Here is a 20,421-nt window from a genome sequence, read left to right on the forward strand (position 1 = left end):
CATGACAGGTTATGGGTTGGCACAGTGGGTGCTGTACTTTTTCATTTATTCGTTCCTGGGCTGGGTGTGGGAGTCGTGCCTGGTGTCGGTGCAGCAGCACCGCTGGGTGAACCGTGGCTTTTTGAACGGCCCGTTTCTTCCCATCTACGGGTTCGGCGCCGTGGCCATTCTGCTTTTCACCTGGCCGGTGCAGAACAACACGCTGCTGGTGTTTGCGGCCGGCATGCTGGGCGCCACACTTCTGGAATACGTTACCGGCTACAGCATGGAAAAGCTGTTCCATGTCCGCTACTGGGACTACAGCCGGTTCCGCTGGAACCTGAACGGGTACATCTGTGTGGTGGCATCGCTGTGCTGGGGCGTCTTCTCCATCCTTCTGGTGCGGGTCCTTCAGCCACCGGTGGCCGGGCTGGTCCGGGGGCTGTCGCCTCTGGGTGCCGGGCTCCTGGCTCTGGTGCTGGCCCTGGGGATGACGGCAGACCTGATCGTCTCCATGCGGGAGGCCATGGACATGCGTTCGCTGCTGAACGCCCTCAGCGAAAGCAAGCGGCGCATTGCCCGGCTGCAGAAGCAGCTGGAAGTGACCGCGGCCTTCACCCAGCTGGACTGGGAACAGTCCAGACAGGCGGAGGCGGTGCGCAGTGCAAAGAAGGGGTTTGCCCAGCGGCTCCAAGCGCTGCGGGAGGAGCGAAAAACGCTTTTGCGCATGATGGCGGCTCGTCTGGAGGAAATGCGTTTCGACCGGCGCCGCTCGCCGGAGCGGCTGGAAAGCGAGATGCAGATTTTGAAAAGCGAGCTGCGGGCCATGGAAAGCCGCACGGACAAGATGTATCAGCGGGCTGCGCGCCATCTGCGCCGAAACCCGTACGCAGTCTCCCGAAAGCACGGCGAAGCCATGCAGGACATGAAGAACCTTCTGCGGGACGAGTAAACGAAACAACAAGAAAGCCAGGGTGCGTCAGCACCCTGGCTTTTGGCTTGCTCCGGCTCAATATTCCTCGGCGAGGATCTCAAAGAAGCTCTTGGAATACAGGCAGGTGGGGCACACTTCCGGCGCCGCGGTTCCCACCACGATGTGGCCGCAGTTGCGGCATTCCCACATCTTGACCGCGCTTTTCTCAAAGACCTGCGCCGTCTCCACATTGCGCAGCAGCGCACGGTAACGCTCTTCGTGGCGCTTTTCAATGGCTGCCACCAGGCGGAACTTGGCCGCCAGCTCCGGGAAGCCCTCTTCTTCCGCGGTCTTGGCAAAGCCGTCGTACATGTCCGTCCACTCGTAGTTTTCGCCCTCGGCCGCGTGCAGCAGGTTCTGTGCAGTGTCGCCCAGGCCGTTCAGTTCTTCAAACCACAGTTTGGCGTGTGCACGTTCGTTTTCGGCGGTTTTCAAAAAGAGCGCGGCAATCTGTTCGTAGCCCTCGTTCTGGGCGACCGCAGAAAAATAGGTGTATTTGTTGCGCGCCTGCGACTCGCCCGCAAAGGCTGCCTCCAGATTCTTTTCGGTCTGGGTGCCGGCGTATTTGTTCAGCCCCTTGGCGGGCGCTTCTTCCAGTTTTTCAAAGGCGGAGGCAGGCTGCCGGCAGATCGGGCAGGTGAAGTCCTCGGGCAGGTTTTCTCCCTCGTAGATATAACCGCACACTTTGCATTTCCATTTGCTCATAGTCGTTTTTCCTTTCTTATTCAGAATGTCGCTTCGGTCTGTGTATTGGGTATGCAGCATTTTTTCGGCCATTTCGCTGAGAGGACGGCCGTAAAACGCCTCGTAAACTTCCCGGATCTGGGGGTTCTCGTGGCTTTTGCGCAGCGGCATGGCCGCGTCCCGCCGGTACAGGGCTGCGATCCGCTGGCGCCGTGTCTCGTCGGCGTCGCGGGCCAGATCCTTGGGCTGTCCGCCGCCGCCGATGCACCCGCCCGGGCAGGCCATGACCTCGACGAAGTGATATGGCTTCTGGCTCTCCTTCATCCGTTTGAGGAAGCTGCGCGCGTTGGCAGTGCCGTAGATCACCGCCACGTTCAGCGTCTGGTCGCCGATGGTCACAGCGGCCTCCCGCACGCCCTCGTAGCCGCGCACGGGGTCCAGCTGAAGCAGGGTATCGGATGCCGGGCTCCCGGTCAGATACTCATAGGCAGTGCGCAGAGCGGCCTCCATAACGCCGCCGGTGTTTCCGAAGATCACGCCCGCGCCCGAAGCCTGCCCCATGACCGAGTCATAGGCGGAGTCTTCCAGCGCGTTCCAGTCAATTCCCGCCTGGGCGGCCCAGCGCGCCAGCTCCCGGGTGGTGATCACCTGGTCGGTGTCCCGCATGCCTTCGACGGCATGGAAGTCTGCGGCAGCGTGCATTTCCTCGCGCCGGATCTCGAACTTCTTCGCGGTGCAGGGGGTCAGGGCCACGTGGACGATCTTGCGCGGGTCCAGACCCATTTTGCGGGCAAAATAAGTTTTAACCGTTGCGCCCTGCATGCCGATGGGGCTTTTGGCGGTGGAGAGATGCGGCAAAAGTTCCGGTGCATAGATCTCCGCAAAGTGTACCCAGCCCGGGCAGCAGCTGGTGAACTGCGGCAGGGGACGGTCTTTCTGGGTGATGCGGCGGATCAGCTCGCTGGCCTCTTCCACAATGGTCAAATCAGCGGCAAAGTTGGTGTCCAGCACAAAGTCGGCGCCCAGAGCGCGCAGCAATGCCACCATTTTGCCCTCCACAAAGGAGCCGGGCTCCATACCGAAGGCCTCGCCCAGTGCCACACGGACCGAGGGAGAGGTGCTCACCACCACGATCTTGTCGGGGTCGGCCACGGCCTGCTGCACCTGGGGACATTCGTCCCGTTCGGTGATGCTGTCCACCGGGCAGACATTGGCGCATTGGCCGCAGTAGATGCAGACCGCTTTCCCGCCGGTCTGCTCCAGCGTGTAAGTGCCGTGTACGCCCATTTTGTGGGTGCACACTTCCTTGCACATGCCGCACCGGATGCACTTCTCCTCCCAGCGGACGATGCTGGGGTTGTCCGTTTCGATGGGAACACGAACAGATAATGGCAAATGGTTCAGATTCATCACATTCCTTTCCGTTTGTTTTTACACTCTTCGCATACATAAAGCAGCTTGAGGTCGTAAGATAAAATGGGGATGCCCGCTGTTTTTTCCAGCTGGCGGGTCAGGTCTCCCAGGTCCACGTCCGCCAGTTTGCCGCAGTACTTGCAGACCAGATGGTCGTGCCGCCGGGTCTTGTCATAGCGGTCGGGCATGCCCTCGACGGAAACTTTGCGCACGGCCCCCTGCGCACAAAGCCGGTTCAGGTTGTTGTAAACCGTGGCCAGCACCACCCGTGGGTAGGTGCTCCGCAGCGCGTCAAAAACCTGCTCCGCTGTCATGTGGCAGTCAGAGGCTTCGATCAGCTCTAAAATTTTTTTTGCATACGTTGTCATTTCATCACTACATTTTAGAATTATTCTAATTTGTATTATATTTATTTTGGTTGCAGAAGTCAATGGAAAATGCAGCAAAACGGCGCCGGACTTTCGTCCGGCGCCGTTTGTCTGGATGGTTATTGCGTGTCTTGCGGCGGGTCCGGGGCATCCTTGCTGCGCATCAGATAAAACGCCAGGGCGATTCCCAGCAAAATCAGAAGGAGCAGTGCAAGCCAGCAGAGGGGGTGGCTCTGGGACGGTGTGGGGTCTGCTGTGCTTTCGGAAGAGGCGGAGGAAGGAGCTGTGCTCTCCGGGTCGGACACCGCCGTGCTGGAAGAGTCGGCGTCCGGGTCGCTTTGCGAGACCGGGGGTGTGCTTTCCGAAGCGGGCCTGGACGAAGAGGTTGAGACTGACACGATGGGCCGCGCGGTCTGGGGATGCGGCGTTTTTTCCGGTTGGACCGGCGTTACGGGAACGTTGGGAGAGGGCTGGGAGATGGGGCATCCCCGGAAAACGGAGCCGGTGTAATTGCCGGTGAAGGAAATGGTGATCATCATCTGATTGTTGATGGTTCGGTAGGCCAGCGTATAGTCAACGCCTTCCTGAAGGGTTTTGTCTCCGTCGCGCACCGTCAGGTGCCGGGCATCCTCTTCGTTTTTCACATCCGAGACCCACAGCTGGGAAGCATGTTTGGGTGTGACCCGCAGGGGGATGCTCACCGGGTCCGCCACAAGGTAGTTGGCCAGGTCCGCAGGAACATAGCGCGCTTCAAACGTGTGTGTGCCCACATTGCCGACGGCCTGATCTGCTGTTTTCCAGGTGAACCCGGTGCCCGGGTCCACGGAGTCCAGCGTGCTGCCGTACACGGCGGTCAGGTTTGCGGGAAGGGTGTAGACGGCCGGCGCTTTGAGGATGTGGAATTCCGTGACTGCGGTCAGGCCCGCATGCTCCGGGCTGGGTGCCACGCTGGCACGCACATACCAGGTGCCCGCGTTTTCAGGAATCCGGGCGGTGAATATTCCGTCGGGGGAGGCGCTGTATTCGTAGACCGGCTGCCCGTACTGTGCATTTGCGTGTGGGTCGTGGTGCGGGGTTCCGTAGGTCCAGTCCTCCAGGGTGAGCGGCTCCAGCCAGGCGTTGCTGACGTGGAACTGCAGGGTGGCCGTAAAGGAGGCGGTGCCGTCTGTATAGCGGTATGTAACCATGCTGTTGTCCTGAATGCCGCTCAGAACGCTTCCGGTCAGCTGTGCGCCCGTTACGTCCGAGATGCAGGCGGGATCGATGGGCACTGAGAGCCGTGTGAGGTCAAAGGTGGATTCCCCCTCGGCGATCTGCACGTCCACAGGGCGCTGGTTGGAAAGCTCCATCCGGGGCTGAGCACCGCCCGTGCGGACGGCCAGCAGCTGGTTGTCCGCGCCCAGGACATCGGTGAGTTTTGTGTTGGCGCTGAGGTCCAGAAACTGAAATTCACTGCGGTCGATGCCCAGTAATTCCAGGTTGGGCGCCTGCGAAAGATCCAGCTGCGAGACAAGCGAGTAGGAGCACCAAAGCTGCGACAGAGCCGTGTTGTTGGACAGCGTCAGCGTCTTGAGCGGTCCGCCCAGATACAGAAGATACGTCAGATTTGCGTTTTGTGATACGTCCAGCGTTTCAAAAAGGTTGTCGCCGCAGGCCAGTTCCTGCAGCCGCGGCAGCATGGAGACGTCCAGTGCTGCAAGACGGTTGTCGTGGCAGTGGAGCAGTTCCAGCTCGGGAACGCAGGCCAGGTCCAATGCGCTCAGATCGTTTTCGTTGCACAGCAGAGACGTCAGGTGGGGCAGCTGCTCCAGCGGCAGTTCCGAAAGGGCGTTGCCGATGCAGTTGAGATAGGTGAGATTGGAAAAGCAGCCGATTCCTTCCAGAGAGCGGATGCCCTTGTTTCGAACGTCAAGCCGGGTCACGGCGGCGCATTCCGAAGGGGAAAGCGCTCCGTTTCCGTCCGTGTCAAAGGCGCGGACCCGATCGAGAAAGGCCTGGTCCGGGAAGGACGTGGTGTCCAGCGGGATCTCCGAGTCAGCTTCCGAGGCGGAAGCCGCAATCGTTTCGGTGCTTTCGGGAACGGGCGTCACGGCCTGGGAAGAAGCGCTCTCGCCGGAAGATGCGCTGTCGGGCGGTACAGAGGAAGAGGTGTCCGTGCTTTCCGGTGCAGAGGAAGATTCCTCGGTTCCGGCGGGCAAAGCGGACTCGCTTTCCGGCGCGAGAGAGGACGCGGACTCGGCGTCGGAAGAGGCACTCTCTTCGGCGTCCGAAACGGTCTGCGAGGACGAGGATGAGACCTCGGGTGCAAAGGCGGGCTCCAGCGCCCAGGCGGTGGAACTCAGAAGAGAAAGCGCCAGAACACAGGCGATGCCGCGTTTCCAGCGCACGGCCTTTCCGCCGGGCGCGCGGTCGTTTTTGTCTTGTTTTTTCATGCTTTACAGCACATCCTTTCATAGGGACGGAAGTTGTCTTGCAGAGAACTTCCGCCGCGGCGTGTTGCCGCAGCGGAATTTGTCGGGCGGGCAGAGCGGTCACGTCAGAATGGCGTTCCCGATCAGCCGGGCCAGCGAGGAAAGGTCCGAGCCGGCGATCAGTTCGAAGGTGACGATGCCCAGACCGGAGAACCATAATTTCATTTCGGTGTCGAAGTCCATCACGCCGGCGGATTCGATGGAATACGCCTGAATGCGGTTGTACGGCAGTACCACAAAGGCTTTTTTCTTGCCGGTGAACCCCTGTGTGTTGACGGCGATGACGCGGCGGTCGGTGAATACAATGCCGTCTCGGATGCCCTGAAACTGCTGTTCAATGGACTCGCCCGGGCACAAAAGCGGTGCGACCTGTTCGGAAAGACGGGAGTCGGTGACGGGGCGGAGTTTCAGGAAAGCCATGTTTTCAAAATCGATCATGTCGATTCCTCCTTGTGTTTTTAAAATGCCGCAGAAGAAACTTCTGCATCTGTCTTTAGCATACCCCTTTTCGGGCTTCGCATCGGTTGTGTGTACAACGGGCGCGAAAAAAGAAAAAACAGGCTGTTTTCCGGTGCGGCGACCTGCTATAATAAGGGCAAATAACCGGGGAGGAATTGCTATGGAACACCGTTCGCAAAGCTTTCAGGCGGCTTATGGAAGCTTTCTCGTCATTCCGCTGAAATACGATCCGGATACGCTGGACCGCGCGCGGCTGGAGCGGGCAGCGCCCTGCGTGCCCATGACCACCATGGATCTGAATGAAAACATCAAGGCCATGCTGGACCCTGCGTCCGGCTCCTCGGTGGGAACCTGCTACGCAGTCAGCCGCTCGTTTCTCACGGCGGCGCTGGAACCGAAGCCCGGTGCGGACGGCCCCTGCTGTTTTCGGGTCACGGACTGCGGGCAGTCTTTCGATTTTTCGGTGAATGATTCCTTTTTGTATGTCTTCCACACACGGGTGGCGTTTTTGTGCCTGAGTCTTTCTTTTTCCTGCATCGAGGCGCTGGAGACGATCTGCAATCCCGGCTGGGCGCACAATCCCGCGGTGTTCGAGTGGCTGGACGCGCAGCAAAATGCGCACACGTTCTCCATGGAAAACTGGCTCTCTGCGTTTCTGGCGCCGCTGGGAATCCGAAAGTTTTTCGACGGTGACGCCTCCTACCTGCTGGATGCTTACGCCTACATTCTGGCGGTGGTGCCCCAGTGGTTCCAGGAGTTGGACCCCATGCGGCGGATCACCTTCAATCTGCATAAAATGATGTCTCCGGACACGCCCATGGAGGACGCTTCGGAAGAGGACATCCGGTATGTGTTTGCGGCAAAAAATCTGGACAGACAGGCGTATCGCTGGGGCTGCTGCGTGGCCTCGCAGACCATCTCTTATGTGGTGGCCCGGGCGGATATGGACCTGGCGGCCGAGCAGCGCGTTCAGGCGGAGGACGGGCTGCCCATGGTGGTGCTGTCGCTGTACGAAAAGTACACCTGCCTGCGCTTTACCGAGCTGATCACCCATCTGAAAAAAGACCAGATCAAAGAGCTGAAGGAACTGATGCTGAATTTTCAGGCGTTCGGTACGGTGACGCCCGCAAGCATTTCGCGCTGGCACAACGTCAAGCGGATCTATGCCAATCTGCTGGAGGTCAATGACATTCCCGCCGCCGTCGGCGACATCAGCAGCAAGCTGAACATCCTGGCTTCGCACCAGCAGGAGATCGAGCATGCCCGCAGCGAGACGGTCATCAACATCATCACCCTGTTCGGCATCGTGTCCATTCTGGCGTCGGTGCTGTCCATCGTGCAGATCCTTTCCGATGGGGACATGCTCATCTGGGCATCCACCATCCTCACCACGATCATGCTGGCGCTGGTCACGGCGCTGGCGGTGTACCGGCGATGAAAAAAGCCCGGTGAAGCATTTGCTTCACCGGGCTTTTCCCATGTGTTTTATGACGGCGTGTTCGCGTGGTCGTTGGCGTGAATATGAATGTAACGGGCCTTCCATTTGGAATAAAGAATGGTCTGGCTGGAGTAAAGTCCCTGATAGCCGGAGAACAGATTGCCCACCGCGCAGGAGAGGGCAAAATACACCAGCCCGTCGGCGCCGAACAGCTCCACCGAGAGCGCCGTGGCCGCCAGAGGGCAGTTGGCTGCACCGCAGAACACGGTGACCAAGCCCAGCGCGGCGGCAAACCCGGCGGGAATCCCCAGCAGCGGGCCCGCCATGCAGCCGAACACCGCGCCCACGAAGAACGAGGGCACCACTTCGCCGCCTTTGAAACCGGCGCCCAGTGTGATGGCTGTGAACAGAATTTTCCACACAAAGTCCAGCGGCTGTGCCCGGCCCTGCTCAATGGCAGCGGTGATCACATCCATACCGGCGCCGTTGTAGCGGGTGCTGCCGCACAAAAAAGTCAGCGCCACAAGCACAAGGCCGCCCGCAAAGGCGCGGAGATAGGCGTTGGGCAGCCACTTTTTCAGAATGTCTTCCGCCCGGTGCACCGCCGTGCAGAAAAGCATGGACACCAGGCCGCAGCCGATGGCCAGCAGCGCCACTTTGCCCGTCAGCACAACGTCAAAGGCAGGGGCCTGCACCGAAAAGGAAGTGGGGCTCACCCCCAGCGCCAGGGTGACTCCGTAGGCGACAATGGCGGCCACCAGGCTGGGGAAATAGTTGGCGTGGTAGATCTGGCCCACGCTGACCACCATGACGGCAAAGATGGCGGCAGCCACCGGGGTGCCGAACAGCGCGGAAAAAAAGGCGGCCATTCCGGTCATGGTGACGGTGCGCAGGTCGCGGTCATCCAAATGGAACAGGCGCCCGGTGTGAAACCCGATCGCGCCGCCCATCTGCAGCGCAGCGCCTTCGCGTCCGGCGGAACCGCCGCACAAATGCGTTAAAATGGTGCCGCAGAAGATGGCGGGCAGCAGAAGAAGCGAGATGTGGCTTCCCTGGTGGACCTGGTCGAAGATGTCGTTGGTTCCCTGGCCTTCCGTGTGCGTAAGCCGGTAAATGGCCACGATCACCAGCCCGGCCACCGGCAGCAGCCACAGCAGCCAGGCATTGGCGCCGCGCAGCTCAGTGGCAATTTCCACCCCCACATGGAAAACGGTTCCCAAAAGCCCGCTGACCAGCCCGATGAGGCCCGCCAGGGTGACCCATTTCAGAAGAGTGCCGGCGTACAGGCCCGCCGACGAAATGACTTTTTTTCGCTGTTCCTTCAAACCGATCCTCCCTTTTCAGGATTAATGTGCGCCGGTATTATACGACATTTGAACGCTCAAAACAAGCGGCTTTTCGGGAAAGCGGCAAAAGCACATACCGGAAAGAATGTGCGGCATTTGATGGGATGAAAGAAAAGTGCGCGCTGCAATGCGCTTTTTGAGAAGAAAACAGGATTTGTTTGCTAAATTTCTAACGAAATGCACAATCATGCGCGAAAACTATCTGTTTTGTGCACAAAATTTATTTAAAAAAGAAAAAATTATTGACAATCGTTATAAGCGCTCGTAAGATAGAAACTGCAAGGAGGACAGGATATCTTCTCAGGGAGATACGAAGTCTCTTTTATTTTCCTTCATAAGTAATCGTTTCCCTATGGCGTTTGCAAGAGGGAAATCGGGTAAATTCATCCGACGAATGTGCGAAAATCCGGCGGCGGAAAGAACGCTGCGCGGGTACACATCTCCATAAGTAATCGTTTACATATGGGCTCGCACGGATTCACAGAAAAGAGCAAGGGTGGAAAAAATGGGCAAGCAATACACCACACTGAAGGATGTGGCCCGGCGTGCGCACACCTCCACGGCCACCGTTTCGTACATTCTCAACGGTGTGCAGGACCGCTATGTGAGCGATGAACTTCGCCAGCGTGTTCTGACGGCGGCACAGGAACTGAACTATGTGAAAAGTGCGCTGGCCAGCGGCCTGAAAGGAAAGAGCCGCGGCGTCATCGCCATCACAGTACCGCAGTTCACCAACATTTTCTTCAGCCGGTTGGTGCTGGCGGTGGAACAGGTGGCGCGGGCGCAGGGATATGTGGTCACCATGTGCAATACCTTCGACGACCCTGACCGGGAACGCGAGGTGCTGGAGAGCCTGATTCAGCAGCGGGTGGACGGCATTATTCTGATCCCCAGCGAACGCAGCACGCAGAATTATGAGCTGATCCGCCGCATCGGAGTGCCCACGGTGATCGCTGAGCGCCCCATGCTGGATTATGGATATGAGATCTACGATTACATTTTGATCGATAACTTTGATTTGGCCTATCGGTCGACCAGGTACCTGATCGAGAAGGGACACCGAAACATCGCCTTTCTCACCTGGGAGGCCCGGGTGGTCAGTTTGCAGGAACGTCTGCGCGGGTATCAGGCCGCTTTACAGGAAGCGGATATCCCGTATCGTCCGGAATATGTGCTGCAGGGGCCCCTTCAGCCCGGAGGCAGGATGCCGGATGACCCGCCGGATGCTCGATACGCTTCCGCAGGCAACCGCTGTGGTATATGGGTATCATTTCTATGCCCAGGGCGGTCTGCCGGTGCTTCGGGAACACGGGGTCCGCATTCCCGAGGACCTTTCGGTTTTTGTCATTGGTGACCCGGACTGGGTTTCGCTTTACTCGCCGCCGCTGGCGCACATGGAACTTCCGGCCGCAAAGGTTGGAGAGACAGCGGCGCAGGTTTTGTTCGAACGCATTTCCAGTGCCACCAATGGAAAAACAGTGCCGTCCACTGTGCGCAGGATGTTCCCGGGCACGTTTGTGGAAGGCAGTTCGATCAAGTTCATACGTCCGGACGATCCGGATGGCAAAAAGGAGGAAAAATTATGAAAAAATTCGCATCCGTCGCATTGGCGCTGTCTCTGGCGCTGGCGCTGCTGGGCAGCTGCTCTTCCGGCAGTGAGGCGACCAGCAGTTCCGCGGCAGCTTCCACGGCTGAGACCAGCTCCACGTCCGCGGCAGCTACCACGGAGACCGATTGGCCCGAGTATGACATCACCATGACGGTGCCCTGGAATCCGGGCGGAGTGACCGACCTGACCGTGCGTGCGTTCTCCGATGAGCTGGCCAAAGCGCTGGGCGTGAACATCACCATCGGCAACACCGCCGGCGCTGCCGGTTCCGTGGGTACCATCGCTGTGCAGGACGGCCCGAAAGACGGCTACAACCTGCTGGGCGCCGGTCTGCAGGCCATGGTTACTTATCCCTGCTACGGCTACACCGATGTGACTTACCGTGACTGGACCTTCTACACCATGGCGTACGCGCCCAACGTAGTTGTGGTCCCCGGCAACTCTCCCTACAACACCATCGAAGATCTGATCGCTGCTGCGAAAGAAGAGACCCTGACCTTCGGTTCTGCGGGCACTGGCTCCGGCGGACACACCGGCTGCGAGATCCTGGCCAACGGCGCCGGCTTCGAGTACAACCATGTTCCCTATGACTCCGGTTCCAACTGCATCGTGGCGACCATCTCCGGTGAGGTCGACGCCAACTGCCAGCTGATCACCGAGGTCGTGGACTATGTGAAATCCGGCGATCTGAAGTGCCTGGCCGTTCTGAGCGACGAAGACCTGGTCATCGGCGACATCACCATCCCCTCCATCCTGAGCGCTGTGCCTGATATGGAGAACGTGGTTCCCATGGGCGAGACCATTGCTCTGTGTGTTCCTTCCGGTGTGGATCAGGCCATCATCGACAAGCTGGACGAAGTGATGCCCGGCGTGGCCGAGAGCGAAGCGTTCCAGACCTTCTGCGCGGACAAAGGCATGGTCGTTACCTACAACGGCAGCGACACCAGCCAGGAGTATGTTGGACATCTGGCTTCTCTGGTTGACTGGACGCTGTATGACGGCGGCACAGTTACTGTGAGCCCTGAGGAGTTCGGCATCGAGCGCGTTGCGGAATAACAGCCGCGTTGTCTGCTTGCATGTTTGCATGAACCGCCGCCTTGCTGCTTCGCGGCAAGGCGGCTCTTTTTGAACCTTTGTTGAGCAATTTTCTGTGCAGTTTTGCATAGAGGGAAGGAATGCTTATGGACGACAAGAAATACCTCGATTTTCTGGTCTCTCTGATCCTGATCGTGCTGGGCGTGTTTGTGCTCGCCTACAGCATTTTCATCACCATCGAAACCGGAACGGCATTTATCGTTTCGCCCGGCTTCATGCCGGGGCTTCTGGGCGGCGCGCTGATTTTGTCCGCAATTCTTCTTCTGGCTGAAAGCCTGCGGGCGACCGGCCTGAAAACCACGCTGGCCCAGCTGAAAGACTGGTGGCATGAGACACTCCACAGCAAACAGACCCGCAACACCGTGCTGGGCATGCTGATCATGTTCGTGTACACCTGTGTGCTGATGGCGTTCCTGCCGTACTGGCTGGCTACGCTGATCATGCTGCTGTTCTTGTTCTTCTACCTGCATTCGACCAAGCCGGTTCGGGCTGTGTTGATTGCGGTTCTCACCGTTGCACTGATCGTGGGCGTGTTCCAGTACGCGTTCCATGTACGTCTGCCGTAAAGGAGGGAAAGTAAAAGATGGGTACCTATATTTTAGAAGCGCTTTCCCTGATCTGCACCCCGCTGAACATTGTTTGCCTGTTTGCGACGACGTTTCTTGGTCTGATCGTCGGCATGCTGCCGGGTCTGACCAGCACCATGGCCGTGGCTTTGCTGACCGGCCTTTCCTTTGGCCTTCCCACCGAGACCGCTCTGGTCATTCTGATCGCCGTGTACGTGGGCGCTATTTCCGGCGGCTGTCAGTCCGCCATTCTTCTGAACATCCCGGGCACACCGGCCAGCGCGGCCACCGCGATGGACGGCTTCCCCATGGGCCGCAAAGGCAAGGGCGGCCTGGCCATTTTCCTGGCAACTTCCGCGTCGTTCCTGGGCACGCTCATCAGCGTGGTTCTGTTGCTGTTCCTGACGCCTGTGCTCAGCTCTCTGGCGCTGAAATTCGGTACATATGAATACTTCATGCTGGCTTTGTTCGGCATTATCATCTGCGGCAACATCACCTCCAACGGCCATCCGCTGCGCGGCTGGATCTCGGGCATCCTGGGCCTGATGGTCGCCATGATCGGCCTGGATCCCATCAATGCATATCCGCGGTTTGCCTTCGGCAGCACTTCGCTGCGCGGCGGCATCCAGCTGATCCCTGTCATGATCGGCCTGTTCGGCTTCCCCGAATTGTTGAACATGTTCAACCTGGATTCCGAGCAGAAAGTCTCCAAGATGAGCGGCTTTGAGATGAAAACCGGTTTTAAAATTCTCATGCGCAACAAACTGAACATTCTGCGCTCTGCTTTGATCGGCGCGGGCGTTGGCATCATCCCCGGCGTAGGCGAGGACATCGGCGGCTGGCTGTCCTACTGGGCGGAAAAAGCTTCCACCAAGGATAAGGCCGAAAAAGAGACCTTCGGCAAGGGCAACCCCAACGGCGTGATCTCCTGTGAGACGGGCAACAACTCCTGCATTGGTGGTGCAATTATTCCTGTGCTGAGTTTGGCTGTTCCTGGCTCCACCAGCGCCGCGGTGCTGCTGGCGGCCTTCCAGCTGCACGGCTACCGTCCCGGCCCCATGCTGATGAGCGAGACGCCCGAGCTGCTGTATAAGCTGTGCGTGTACATGACGTTCGCCAGCTTTGCCATGTGGCTGCTGGCCATGCTCATTGCCAAATTTACGGTGCGCGTTCTGAGCATCAAGCGCGAGATCCTCATGCCCATTATTCTGGCGCTGTGCGTCGTGGGCAGCTACGTGGTCCGCAACTATATGTTCGACATAACGTGCATGTTCATCTTCGGCATCGTGGGCTACTTCCTTGCGAAGATGCGCTTCCCCGCCGCGCCCTTCATGCTGGGCCTGGTACTGGGAACCATGGCCGACTCCAACCTGCGCCGCGCCCTCACCCTGAGCGGCGGCAGCGTAGCACCCTTCTTTACGCGTCCCATCAGCCTGTTCTTTGTGATTGTGGTCATCGGTCTGATCCTGTCTCAGATGGGCGTGTTCAAGCTGCTGTTTAAAAAGAAAAAAGGAAGTGAAGAGTGATGAAGCATATTTCCGTGGGTCTGGTGGGCAGCGGTTTTTCCGCCACCCTGCACGGCGACGCTTATCAGAAAGTATATGGTCTGGACGTCAAAATGGAAGCGGTGGCTTCCGTAGAGGACACCATCCATGATTTTGCAAAAAAATACAACATCCCCAAAATCTACAGCGATTATGCGGAGATGCTCAAGGACCCGGATATCGACGTAGTGGATATCTGCACGCCGCCGCACCTGCATGTGCCCATGATCAAACAGGCGCTGGCCGCGGGCAAGCACGTGATCTGCGAAAAACCCCTGTCCGGTTATTTCGGAGAAAAGGGCGCTGACAATGACCATGTGGGCGAGTCCGACAAGCGTGTCATGTACGAAAAAGTGATGGAAGAGCTGAACGACCTGAAAAAGGTGGTGGAGAGCAGTGACAAGCTGTTCATGTATGCGGAAAACTTCGTGTACGCGCCGTCCATCCAGAAAACGCTGGAGTTTCTGCGGGCCAAAAAGAGCAAGATTTTGTACATGAAGGGCGAGGAGAGCCATTGCGGCTCCCATGCGCACCATGCCGCGTACTGGAAGTATAACGGCGGCGGCTCCTTCATCCGTCAGGGCTGCCATCCGCTGAGCGCCGTCATCTATCTGAAACATCAGGAGGCTGCCATCCGCGGTGAGGAGATCTCCATCAAGAGCGTGACCGGCGACATGGGCGTGACCCAGAACTGCCTGAGCGAAGAGGAGAAACGCTTCATTTTGTCCCGTCCGGTGGACGTGGAGGATCAGGCCAACATGGTGCTGACCTTCAGCGACGGCACCAAAGCCAACATTGTGGCCGGCGACATGATCCTGGGTGGTGTGCGCAACCTGGTGGAAGTGTATACCAACGAGGGTTCCTATCAGCCCAACATCGCGCCCAACAACGCCATGATGGCCTATCATGTCAGCGAGCAGGGTCTGGAAGATGTGTACATCACCGAGAAGGTAGAGACAAAAGCAGGCTGGCAGAATGTCTTTGTAGACGAGGAGATCGCCCGCGGCTATGTGGGCGAGCTGCAGGACTTTATGGAGTGCGTTGCCACGGGCCGTGAGCCGCAGTCCGGCTTCCGCCTTGCGTACGACACCATCCAGGCGGTGTACGCAGCCTATCTGTCCGACGGCGAGGGCATCCGTGTGGAGCTGTAACGTCTGTATTGAAGCATTGCTTTCCTTTTGCAGCCCAGAGGCGGTCCGGCACTGTCCGGACCGCCTCTGCTCTTTTACCAGCCGGGTTCCGGCAATACGCGCCGCAGAAAGGCGCACGAAAGGGAGTCTTCGTTGTGGACCGATATCGCACAGCGGCGCGGGCGTTGTTCTGCGTCACGTTTCTGTTTTGGTTTTCTCAGTACGCCTACACCCCTTATCTGAACCCGGAACTGCAGGCCATGGGCGCCAGCGCCACCTTCATCGGCCTGGTGGGCGGGGGCTACGGTTTCACGCAGCTGCTGTCCCGTCTGCCGCTGGGCATTGCGGCCGACCGGTTCCGCTGCCACAAAACATTTATTCTGGCGGGCTGCCTTCTGTCATCCCTGTCCGGGTTCGGCATGTATTTTCGTTACACGCCGGCCGGTTTTCTGGTTTTCCGCGCACTGGGCGGCTTTGCCGCGGCCACATGGGTGGCTTTCACGGTGCTGTACAGCAGCTATTTTCCGGCGGAAAAAGGGCCTCAGGCCATCAATATGCTGAATGTGGCCAATCAGGCGGGACGTCTGCTCTGCTTTGTGCTGGTGGCGGCACTGGTGGGACGTTTGGGAGAGCGCAGCAGCTTTTTCCTGGCGGGTCTGGCGGGGTTGGCGGCAGCGGTGCTGTGCCTGTTTGTGCGCAACAGCGCTCCGGCAGGTGCGCCGGTCCGTCTGCAGGAAGTGCCCGGCCTTCTGCGGGACCGGAATTTGCTGGCGTGCACGCTGCTGGCGGTGCTCACCCAGGTGGTGGCATTTTCCACTTACAGCGGGTTTGTCACCAATTACGCGGTAGACATCGGCGCACAGGCCGCACAGCTGAGCCTGATGAGCATTGTGATGATGGTGCCGCTGGTTGCATCCAATTACCTGGTGGCCAGCAAGTGGCTGAGCCGCTTCGGCGCCCGGTCCCTTTTAGCGGTGGGCTTCGGCTTGACGGCAATTTACTGCGTGGTGCTCCCCTGGGCGCCCGCCATGGAGTGGGTCTATGTGCTGCAGGCGCTGGCGGGCGTGAGCAACACCCTTACCATGTCCGTGCTGCTGGGGGTTTGCGTGCAGAATGTGGGCCCCGGCCGCCGTTCCACCGCCATGGGCTTTTTTCAGGCGATCTACGGTCTGGGCATGACCGCCGGCCCGATTCTGATGGGAATGCTCACCGACGGGTTGAGCCTGCCCGCCGCCTTCCGCGTGATGAGCGTGGTGGCGCTGCTGGCACTGGTGCTTACGCTGACGCTTTTGCCCCGACGGGCAAAGCGCACTTGACGGTCGGCCCGGCTTTCCGTTATGCTGAATAGAAAGTGGCCGTTTGCGGCCGGGAAAGGGGTCCGTGCATGGAGACAAAAACGCTGGCGCACAGCACCGCAGAAAAGCTGGTGCAGTATATCCGGGAGCAGCAGCTCGCCCCGGGCGCAAAAATACCCACGGAATATGAGCTGGCGCGGATGCTGGGTGTGGGCCGCAACACACTGCGCGAAGCAGTGCGGATGCTGGCCAGCCGCAACATTCTGGAGATCCGGCAGGGAGCAGGCACGTTTGTGTGCGAGAAAATGGGCGTTTCCGACGATCCGCTGGGCTTTACGCTGGTGTCGGACCGGCGGCGCCTGACCGATGAATTGATGGAGATTCGCTGCATCATTGAACCGTCCATTGCGGCGCTGGCGGCGCGCAATGCCACCGAACAGGAACTGACGGAGTTGGAGCAGGCCTGTGCCGCCGTGGAGCAGTGCATCCGGGAGGGACAGGACTTTACCGCGGCGGACCAGGTGTTCCACACCATCATTGCCCGCTGCACGCACAACAGCGTGATGTCCAATCTGATCCCCGTGATCACCCGGGGCGTCAGTGTGTATGCGTCCGAGACGGAACAGGAGTGCGTACAGACGGTGCGCTCTCACCGCCGCATTCTTCAGGCCATTCGCCTGCGCCATGAGGCGGACGCGCAGCAGGCCATGCTGTATCATCTGCTGTACAATTCCTACCGGCGTACAAAGGATTCGGATTCCGTCTAATTCATCCCATGAAATTTATACAAGAAATCAGTGTTTCTCTTGGGAGAAACGCTGATTTCTTCTTTTTTAAGGGAAATCTATTGACGAAAAAGGGATTTGCGTTAAAATAAAAATAAAATACATCCTATGATTTTGGAGGGATATTCCATGGAATCCCAATTCGACGTATTGGTGATCGGCGGCGGTGTGGTGGGCTGCGCCATCGCCCGGGAATTGACCCGCACCCGCTGGAAAGTGGGCCTGCTGGAGAAGAACCTGGATGTGGCGTATGAGGCCAGCGGCCGCAACTCGGCGGTGCTGCACGGCGGCTTTGCCTACGATCCGGGCACGCTGAAGGCGAAATTGTGCGTGGAGGGCAACGCCGAATTCGACCAGGTGGCAGAGGAGCTGGACGTGCCGTTCAAACGCACGGGCAAGGTGCTGGTGGGCAACACGCCCGAGGACATGGCCAGCCTGCGCCGCACACTGGAGACCGGACGCATCAACGGCGCCCGCAATCTGGAGATCATCGACAAGGAGCGCCTGCATCAGCTGGTGCCGTCCGTGGTGGGCGAGTTCGCGCTCTGGTCTCCCACCAGCGGCATCATGGACCCCTTCCTGTATACTGTGGCGCTGGCAGAGAACGCTGTTCAGAACGGAGCACGCTTCTTTTTTGACGCCGAAGTCACGGCCATTCGCCGGGAAGACGGCATTTATCACCTGACCACCAAGCAGGGAGAGTTCACCAGCCGCTGGGTCATCAACAGTGCCGGCCTCGGCTGCGGAAAAATCAGCGATATGCTGGGCATTCACGGTTACAGCATCCGCGGCTCCAAAGGCGATTACATCATTTTGGACAAGCGGGTGGGCCCGCTGCTTCCCATGCCGGTCTATCCGGTTCCCAGCAACACATACATGGGGATTCACGTGACTCCCACGGTGGACGGAAACGTCACCGTCGGCCCCAACGCCGAATACGTGGACGATTTTGATTATTATGGTGTGCCCGCCACGAGCATCGAATCTCTGGCGGAGAGTGCCAATACGCTGTGGCCCTGCATCCGCCGGGAAGATTACATTCGCAACTATTCCGGCATTCTGTCCAAATGGGTGGACGCGGACGGCACCATTCACGACTTCACCATCGAGATGCGGCCCGAAGCGCCCAATGCCGTCAACCTGATCGGCATCGAGTCGCCGGGGCTGACGGCCGCGCTGCCCATTGCCCGGTATGTGATCAACCTGATTCGGCAGAAGGCGGATCTGCCGGAAAATCCCGATTTCAATCCGCGCCGAAAGGGCATTGTGCGCTTTGCCGAGCAGTCGGATGAGGTGAAAGCACAGCTGATCGCCCAGGACCCCAACTATGGCGAGTTGATTTGCCGGTGCGAAAAAGTGACCCGTGCCGAACTGCTGCAGGCCATTCACAACCCTCTGGGTGTGCACACCATGGTGGCGGTAAAATACCGCACCCGCTGCATGATGGGGCGCTGCCAGGGCGGATACTGCCAGATGCGCATGGCGCAAATGATTGAGGAGGAGCTTGGGCTGCAGCCCACCGATGTGCTGTACAACCGGCCCGGCTCTCATCCGTTCACAGGGAGGGTGCGCGAGCAATGAAATGTGAGAACAAAGACGTCGTCATCGTGGGCGGCGGCCCCGCCGGACTGGCGGCGGCGGTCAAGCTGCACCAATTGGGTGTGCGCGATATTCTTGTGGTGGAACGCGAAAAACAGCCTGGCGGAATTCTGCGCCAGTGCATTCACGACGGCTTCGGCCTGACCCGCTTCGGCGAGACCCTGAGCGGACCGGAGTACGCCCAGCGCTTTTTGAGCCAGGCACAGCAGCTGGGCATTGAAATTGTGCCCGACACCACGGTCCTGCAAGTGTCCGGCGACCGGCTGGTCACCACGGCCAGCCGCGACGGACTGGCGCAGTACAAGGCCGGGGCAGTGGTTCTGGCCATGGGCTGCCGGGAGAGGACCCGGGGCGCGCTGGCCATTCCCGGCGAGCGGCCCACCGGCGTGTTTACCGCCGGCGTGGCACAGGCCTACATGAACCTGTACAACACCATGGTGGGCAAGCGGGTGGTCATCCTGGGCTCGGGCGATATTGGCCTCATCATGGCCCGCCGCATGACGCTGGAAGGCGCGCAGGTGCTGGGCGTGTACGAGATCCAGCCCTATGCCAACGGCCTGCCCCGCAACATTGAACAGTGCCTGAACGATTACCACATTCCTCTGCATTTGTCCCACACGGTCACGGAGATCCATGGCAACGCCCGGCTCACAGGCGTCACGGTCAGCGCGGTGGATGAGCGCTGCCGCCCGATTCCCGGAACCGAGGAGCGCATCGACTGCGATACCCTGATTCTCTCGGTGGGTCTTTTGCCGGAAAACGAGCTTTCTCTGGATGCGGGCGTTCTTCTGGACCCGCGTACCCGCGGCGCGGTGGTGGACCAGTACCTGCAAACCAGCGTGCCCGGCATTTTCGCCGCCGGCAACGTGCTGCATGTTCATGACGTGGTGGACTTTGTGTCTCTGGAAGCAGAGCACCTGGCCGAGGGCGTGGCCCGCTATCTGGCCGAAGGCGGCCTGCCGCGCTGCGAAAGCTGCGTTCGGGCGGGCGCGGGCGTGGGCCATGTGCTGCCCCACACCGTCAGCGGTGCAGAGGATGTGACACTGTCTCTGCGTGTGCGCACCCCCATGAAAAACTGTGTGCTGGAGGTCCGCCAGGATGGCCGGACCGTTAAGAAGATGAAAATGCGCAAGGCGCTTCCTGCGGAGATGATCCAGGTTCCCCTGAAGGCGGAAGATCTGCAGGAAGGAGCCGATTTGGAGGTGAGTGTGCAATGTTGAGAACGTATACCTGTATCATCTGCCCCAACGGCTGTGAGATCACGGCAAAGCTGGAAAACGGAGAAATCTGCGACATCGAGGGCGCGCTGTGCCCCCGCGGCAAGGAGTACGTCACCCAGGAACTGACGGACCCGCGCCGGAACATTGCCACTTCGGTTTTGCTGGAAGGCGGCCAGCTTCCGCTGGTCAGCGTCCGGCTGTCCGGCCCGATCCCCAAGGACCGCATTTTTGACGTGATGAACGCCATTCGTCCGCTTCGCCTGAAAGCGCCGGTGCACGTGGGACAGGTAGCGCTGCCCAATGTGCTGGGGCTGGGGGTGGACGTGCTGGTCACCAAAGAGGTGGCCGCCCTCTGAGGCTTTTTTCAGATCTGCGGAATCGGTCTCTCCTTCTGCCGTGCCGCGGTCTTCTTTGCGCGCGAAGCACCTGCAGGTGCTAGATCGGAAG

At 59.3% G+C, this 20,421-nt stretch carries 18 protein-coding genes; 13 read left to right on the top strand and 5 right to left on the bottom strand.

From position 1 onward, the window contains the following. Position 1: 1 nt before the first annotated feature. Positions 2–931, top strand: a complete 930-nt coding sequence (locus WMO24_RS14565; RefSeq protein WP_349217098.1) for a putative ABC transporter permease — start codon at positions 2–4, stop codon at positions 929–931. Between the two features lie 57 nt (positions 932–988). Here the strand turns inward: WMO24_RS14565 and rbr are convergent, their stop codons facing one another. The 4 genes from rbr to WMO24_RS14585 form a co-directional block, all read right to left on the bottom strand. Then, positions 989–3,046, bottom strand: a complete 2,058-nt coding sequence (gene rbr / locus WMO24_RS14570; RefSeq protein WP_349217119.1) for a rubrerythrin — start codon at positions 3,044–3,046, stop codon at positions 989–991. Further along, on the bottom strand, positions 3,046–3,417 hold the full coding sequence (locus tag WMO24_RS14575) for a Fur family transcriptional regulator (protein ID WP_349217100.1): 372 nt from the start codon (positions 3,415–3,417) through the stop codon (positions 3,046–3,048). Before WMO24_RS14575 ends, rbr begins: the two co-directional genes overlap by 1 nt. Before the next feature lie 119 nt (positions 3,418–3,536). Further along, positions 3,537–5,849 (bottom strand): leucine-rich repeat domain-containing protein, encoded by a 2,313-nt coding sequence (locus WMO24_RS14580; protein ID WP_349217101.1) that lies wholly within the window; start codon positions 5,847–5,849, stop codon positions 3,537–3,539. A gap of 99 nt (positions 5,850–5,948) precedes the next feature. Then, entirely contained in the window at positions 5,949–6,326 is a 378-nt protein-coding gene (locus WMO24_RS14585) for a PH domain-containing protein (protein ID WP_349217102.1), read from the bottom strand. Between the two features lie 181 nt (positions 6,327–6,507). On the opposite strand from WMO24_RS14585, the gene WMO24_RS14590 reads away from it, so the two are divergent. Next, positions 6,508–7,785, top strand: a complete 1,278-nt coding sequence (locus WMO24_RS14590) for a hypothetical protein (protein WP_349217104.1) — start codon at positions 6,508–6,510, stop codon at positions 7,783–7,785. Positions 7,786–7,832: 47 nt separating this feature from the next. On the opposite strand, the gene WMO24_RS14595 is transcribed toward WMO24_RS14590, so the two are convergent. Beyond that, positions 7,833–9,110, bottom strand: a complete 1,278-nt coding sequence (locus WMO24_RS14595; protein WP_349217105.1) for a chloride channel protein — start codon at positions 9,108–9,110, stop codon at positions 7,833–7,835. Between the two features lie 526 nt (positions 9,111–9,636). On the opposite strand from WMO24_RS14595, the gene WMO24_RS14600 reads away from it, so the two are divergent. The 11 genes from WMO24_RS14600 (at position 9,637) to WMO24_RS14650 (ending at position 20,330) form a co-directional block, all read left to right on the top strand. Next, positions 9,637–10,485 (top strand): LacI family DNA-binding transcriptional regulator, encoded by an 849-nt coding sequence (locus tag WMO24_RS14600; RefSeq protein ID WP_349217106.1) that lies wholly within the window; start codon positions 9,637–9,639, stop codon positions 10,483–10,485. Further along, a complete protein-coding gene (locus WMO24_RS14605) occupies positions 10,385–10,717 on the top strand; it encodes a substrate-binding domain-containing protein (protein ID WP_349217107.1) in 333 nt (110 codons plus the stop codon). Before WMO24_RS14600 ends, WMO24_RS14605 begins: the two co-directional genes overlap by 101 nt. Next, complete coding sequence (locus WMO24_RS14610) at positions 10,714–11,796, top strand: Bug family tripartite tricarboxylate transporter substrate binding protein (protein WP_349217108.1); 1,083 nt, start codon at positions 10,714–10,716, stop codon at positions 11,794–11,796. The genes WMO24_RS14605 and WMO24_RS14610 overlap by 4 nt, the downstream gene beginning before the upstream one ends. Before the next feature lie 125 nt (positions 11,797–11,921). Beyond that, positions 11,922–12,401 (top strand): tripartite tricarboxylate transporter TctB family protein, encoded by a 480-nt coding sequence (locus WMO24_RS14615; protein WP_349217109.1) that lies wholly within the window; start codon positions 11,922–11,924, stop codon positions 12,399–12,401. Between the two features lie 17 nt (positions 12,402–12,418). Then, positions 12,419–13,927, top strand: coding sequence for a tripartite tricarboxylate transporter permease (locus WMO24_RS14620; protein WP_349217110.1), 1,509 nt, complete (start codon positions 12,419–12,421; stop codon positions 13,925–13,927). After that, positions 13,927–15,096 carry a Gfo/Idh/MocA family protein gene (locus WMO24_RS14625; protein WP_349217111.1) on the top strand — a complete coding sequence of 390 codons (1,170 nt, stop codon included), beginning with the start codon at positions 13,927–13,929 and terminating at the stop codon, positions 15,094–15,096. The genes WMO24_RS14620 and WMO24_RS14625 overlap by 1 nt, the downstream gene beginning before the upstream one ends. Positions 15,097–15,230: 134 nt before the next feature. Further along, entirely contained in the window at positions 15,231–16,391 is a 1,161-nt protein-coding gene (locus WMO24_RS14630) for an MFS transporter (protein WP_349217112.1), read from the top strand. A gap of 68 nt (positions 16,392–16,459) precedes the next feature. Then, entirely contained in the window at positions 16,460–17,137 is a 678-nt protein-coding gene (locus tag WMO24_RS14635) for a FadR/GntR family transcriptional regulator (protein WP_349217113.1), read from the top strand. A 147-nt stretch (positions 17,138–17,284) separates the two neighbouring features. Next, complete coding sequence (locus WMO24_RS14640) at positions 17,285–18,736, top strand: NAD(P)/FAD-dependent oxidoreductase (RefSeq protein ID WP_349217114.1); 1,452 nt, start codon at positions 17,285–17,287, stop codon at positions 18,734–18,736. Continuing rightward, positions 18,733–19,974: an NAD(P)/FAD-dependent oxidoreductase gene (locus WMO24_RS14645; protein WP_349217115.1), complete on the top strand. Its 1,242-nt coding sequence runs from the start codon at positions 18,733–18,735 to the stop codon at positions 19,972–19,974. The genes WMO24_RS14640 and WMO24_RS14645 overlap by 4 nt, the downstream gene beginning before the upstream one ends. Further along, positions 19,968–20,330, top strand: a complete 363-nt coding sequence (locus WMO24_RS14650; protein WP_349217116.1) for a DUF1667 domain-containing protein — start codon at positions 19,968–19,970, stop codon at positions 20,328–20,330. Before WMO24_RS14645 ends, WMO24_RS14650 begins: the two co-directional genes overlap by 7 nt. Positions 20,331–20,421 lie beyond the last annotated feature (91 nt).

The sequence above is a fragment of the Ruthenibacterium intestinale genome (genome assembly GCF_040096265.1).
GTDB classification, from domain to species: domain Bacteria; phylum Bacillota; class Clostridia; order Oscillospirales; family Ruminococcaceae; genus Ruthenibacterium; species Ruthenibacterium komagatae.

Bases quoted from the DNA above. Each gene is read 5' to 3' on its own strand.
- WMO24_RS14565 (WP_349217098.1), top strand. From the start codon at position 2: ATGACAGGTTATGGGTTGGCACAGTGGGTGCTGTACTTTTTCATTTAT.
- rbr (WP_349217119.1), bottom strand. From the start codon at position 3,046: ATGAATCTGAACCATTTGCCATTATCTGTTCGTGTTCCCATCGAAACG.
- WMO24_RS14575 (WP_349217100.1), bottom strand. From the start codon at position 3,417: ATGACAACGTATGCAAAAAAAATTTTAGAGCTGATCGAAGCCTCTGAC.
- WMO24_RS14580 (WP_349217101.1), bottom strand. From the start codon at position 5,849: ATGAAAAAACAAGACAAAAACGACCGCGCGCCCGGCGGAAAGGCCGTG.
- WMO24_RS14585 (WP_349217102.1), bottom strand. From the start codon at position 6,326: ATGATCGATTTTGAAAACATGGCTTTCCTGAAACTCCGCCCCGTCACC.
- WMO24_RS14590 (WP_349217104.1), top strand. From the start codon at position 6,508: ATGGAACACCGTTCGCAAAGCTTTCAGGCGGCTTATGGAAGCTTTCTC.
- WMO24_RS14600 (WP_349217106.1), top strand. From the start codon at position 9,637: ATGGGCAAGCAATACACCACACTGAAGGATGTGGCCCGGCGTGCGCAC.
- WMO24_RS14610 (WP_349217108.1), top strand. From the start codon at position 10,714: ATGAAAAAATTCGCATCCGTCGCATTGGCGCTGTCTCTGGCGCTGGCG.
- WMO24_RS14615 (WP_349217109.1), top strand. From the start codon at position 11,922: ATGGACGACAAGAAATACCTCGATTTTCTGGTCTCTCTGATCCTGATC.
- WMO24_RS14620 (WP_349217110.1), top strand. From the start codon at position 12,419: ATGGGTACCTATATTTTAGAAGCGCTTTCCCTGATCTGCACCCCGCTG.
- WMO24_RS14625 (WP_349217111.1), top strand. From the start codon at position 13,927: ATGAAGCATATTTCCGTGGGTCTGGTGGGCAGCGGTTTTTCCGCCACC.
- WMO24_RS14635 (WP_349217113.1), top strand. From the start codon at position 16,460: ATGGAGACAAAAACGCTGGCGCACAGCACCGCAGAAAAGCTGGTGCAG.
- WMO24_RS14640 (WP_349217114.1), top strand. From the start codon at position 17,285: ATGGAATCCCAATTCGACGTATTGGTGATCGGCGGCGGTGTGGTGGGC.
- WMO24_RS14645 (WP_349217115.1), top strand. From the start codon at position 18,733: ATGAAATGTGAGAACAAAGACGTCGTCATCGTGGGCGGCGGCCCCGCC.
- WMO24_RS14650 (WP_349217116.1), top strand. From the start codon at position 19,968: ATGTTGAGAACGTATACCTGTATCATCTGCCCCAACGGCTGTGAGATC.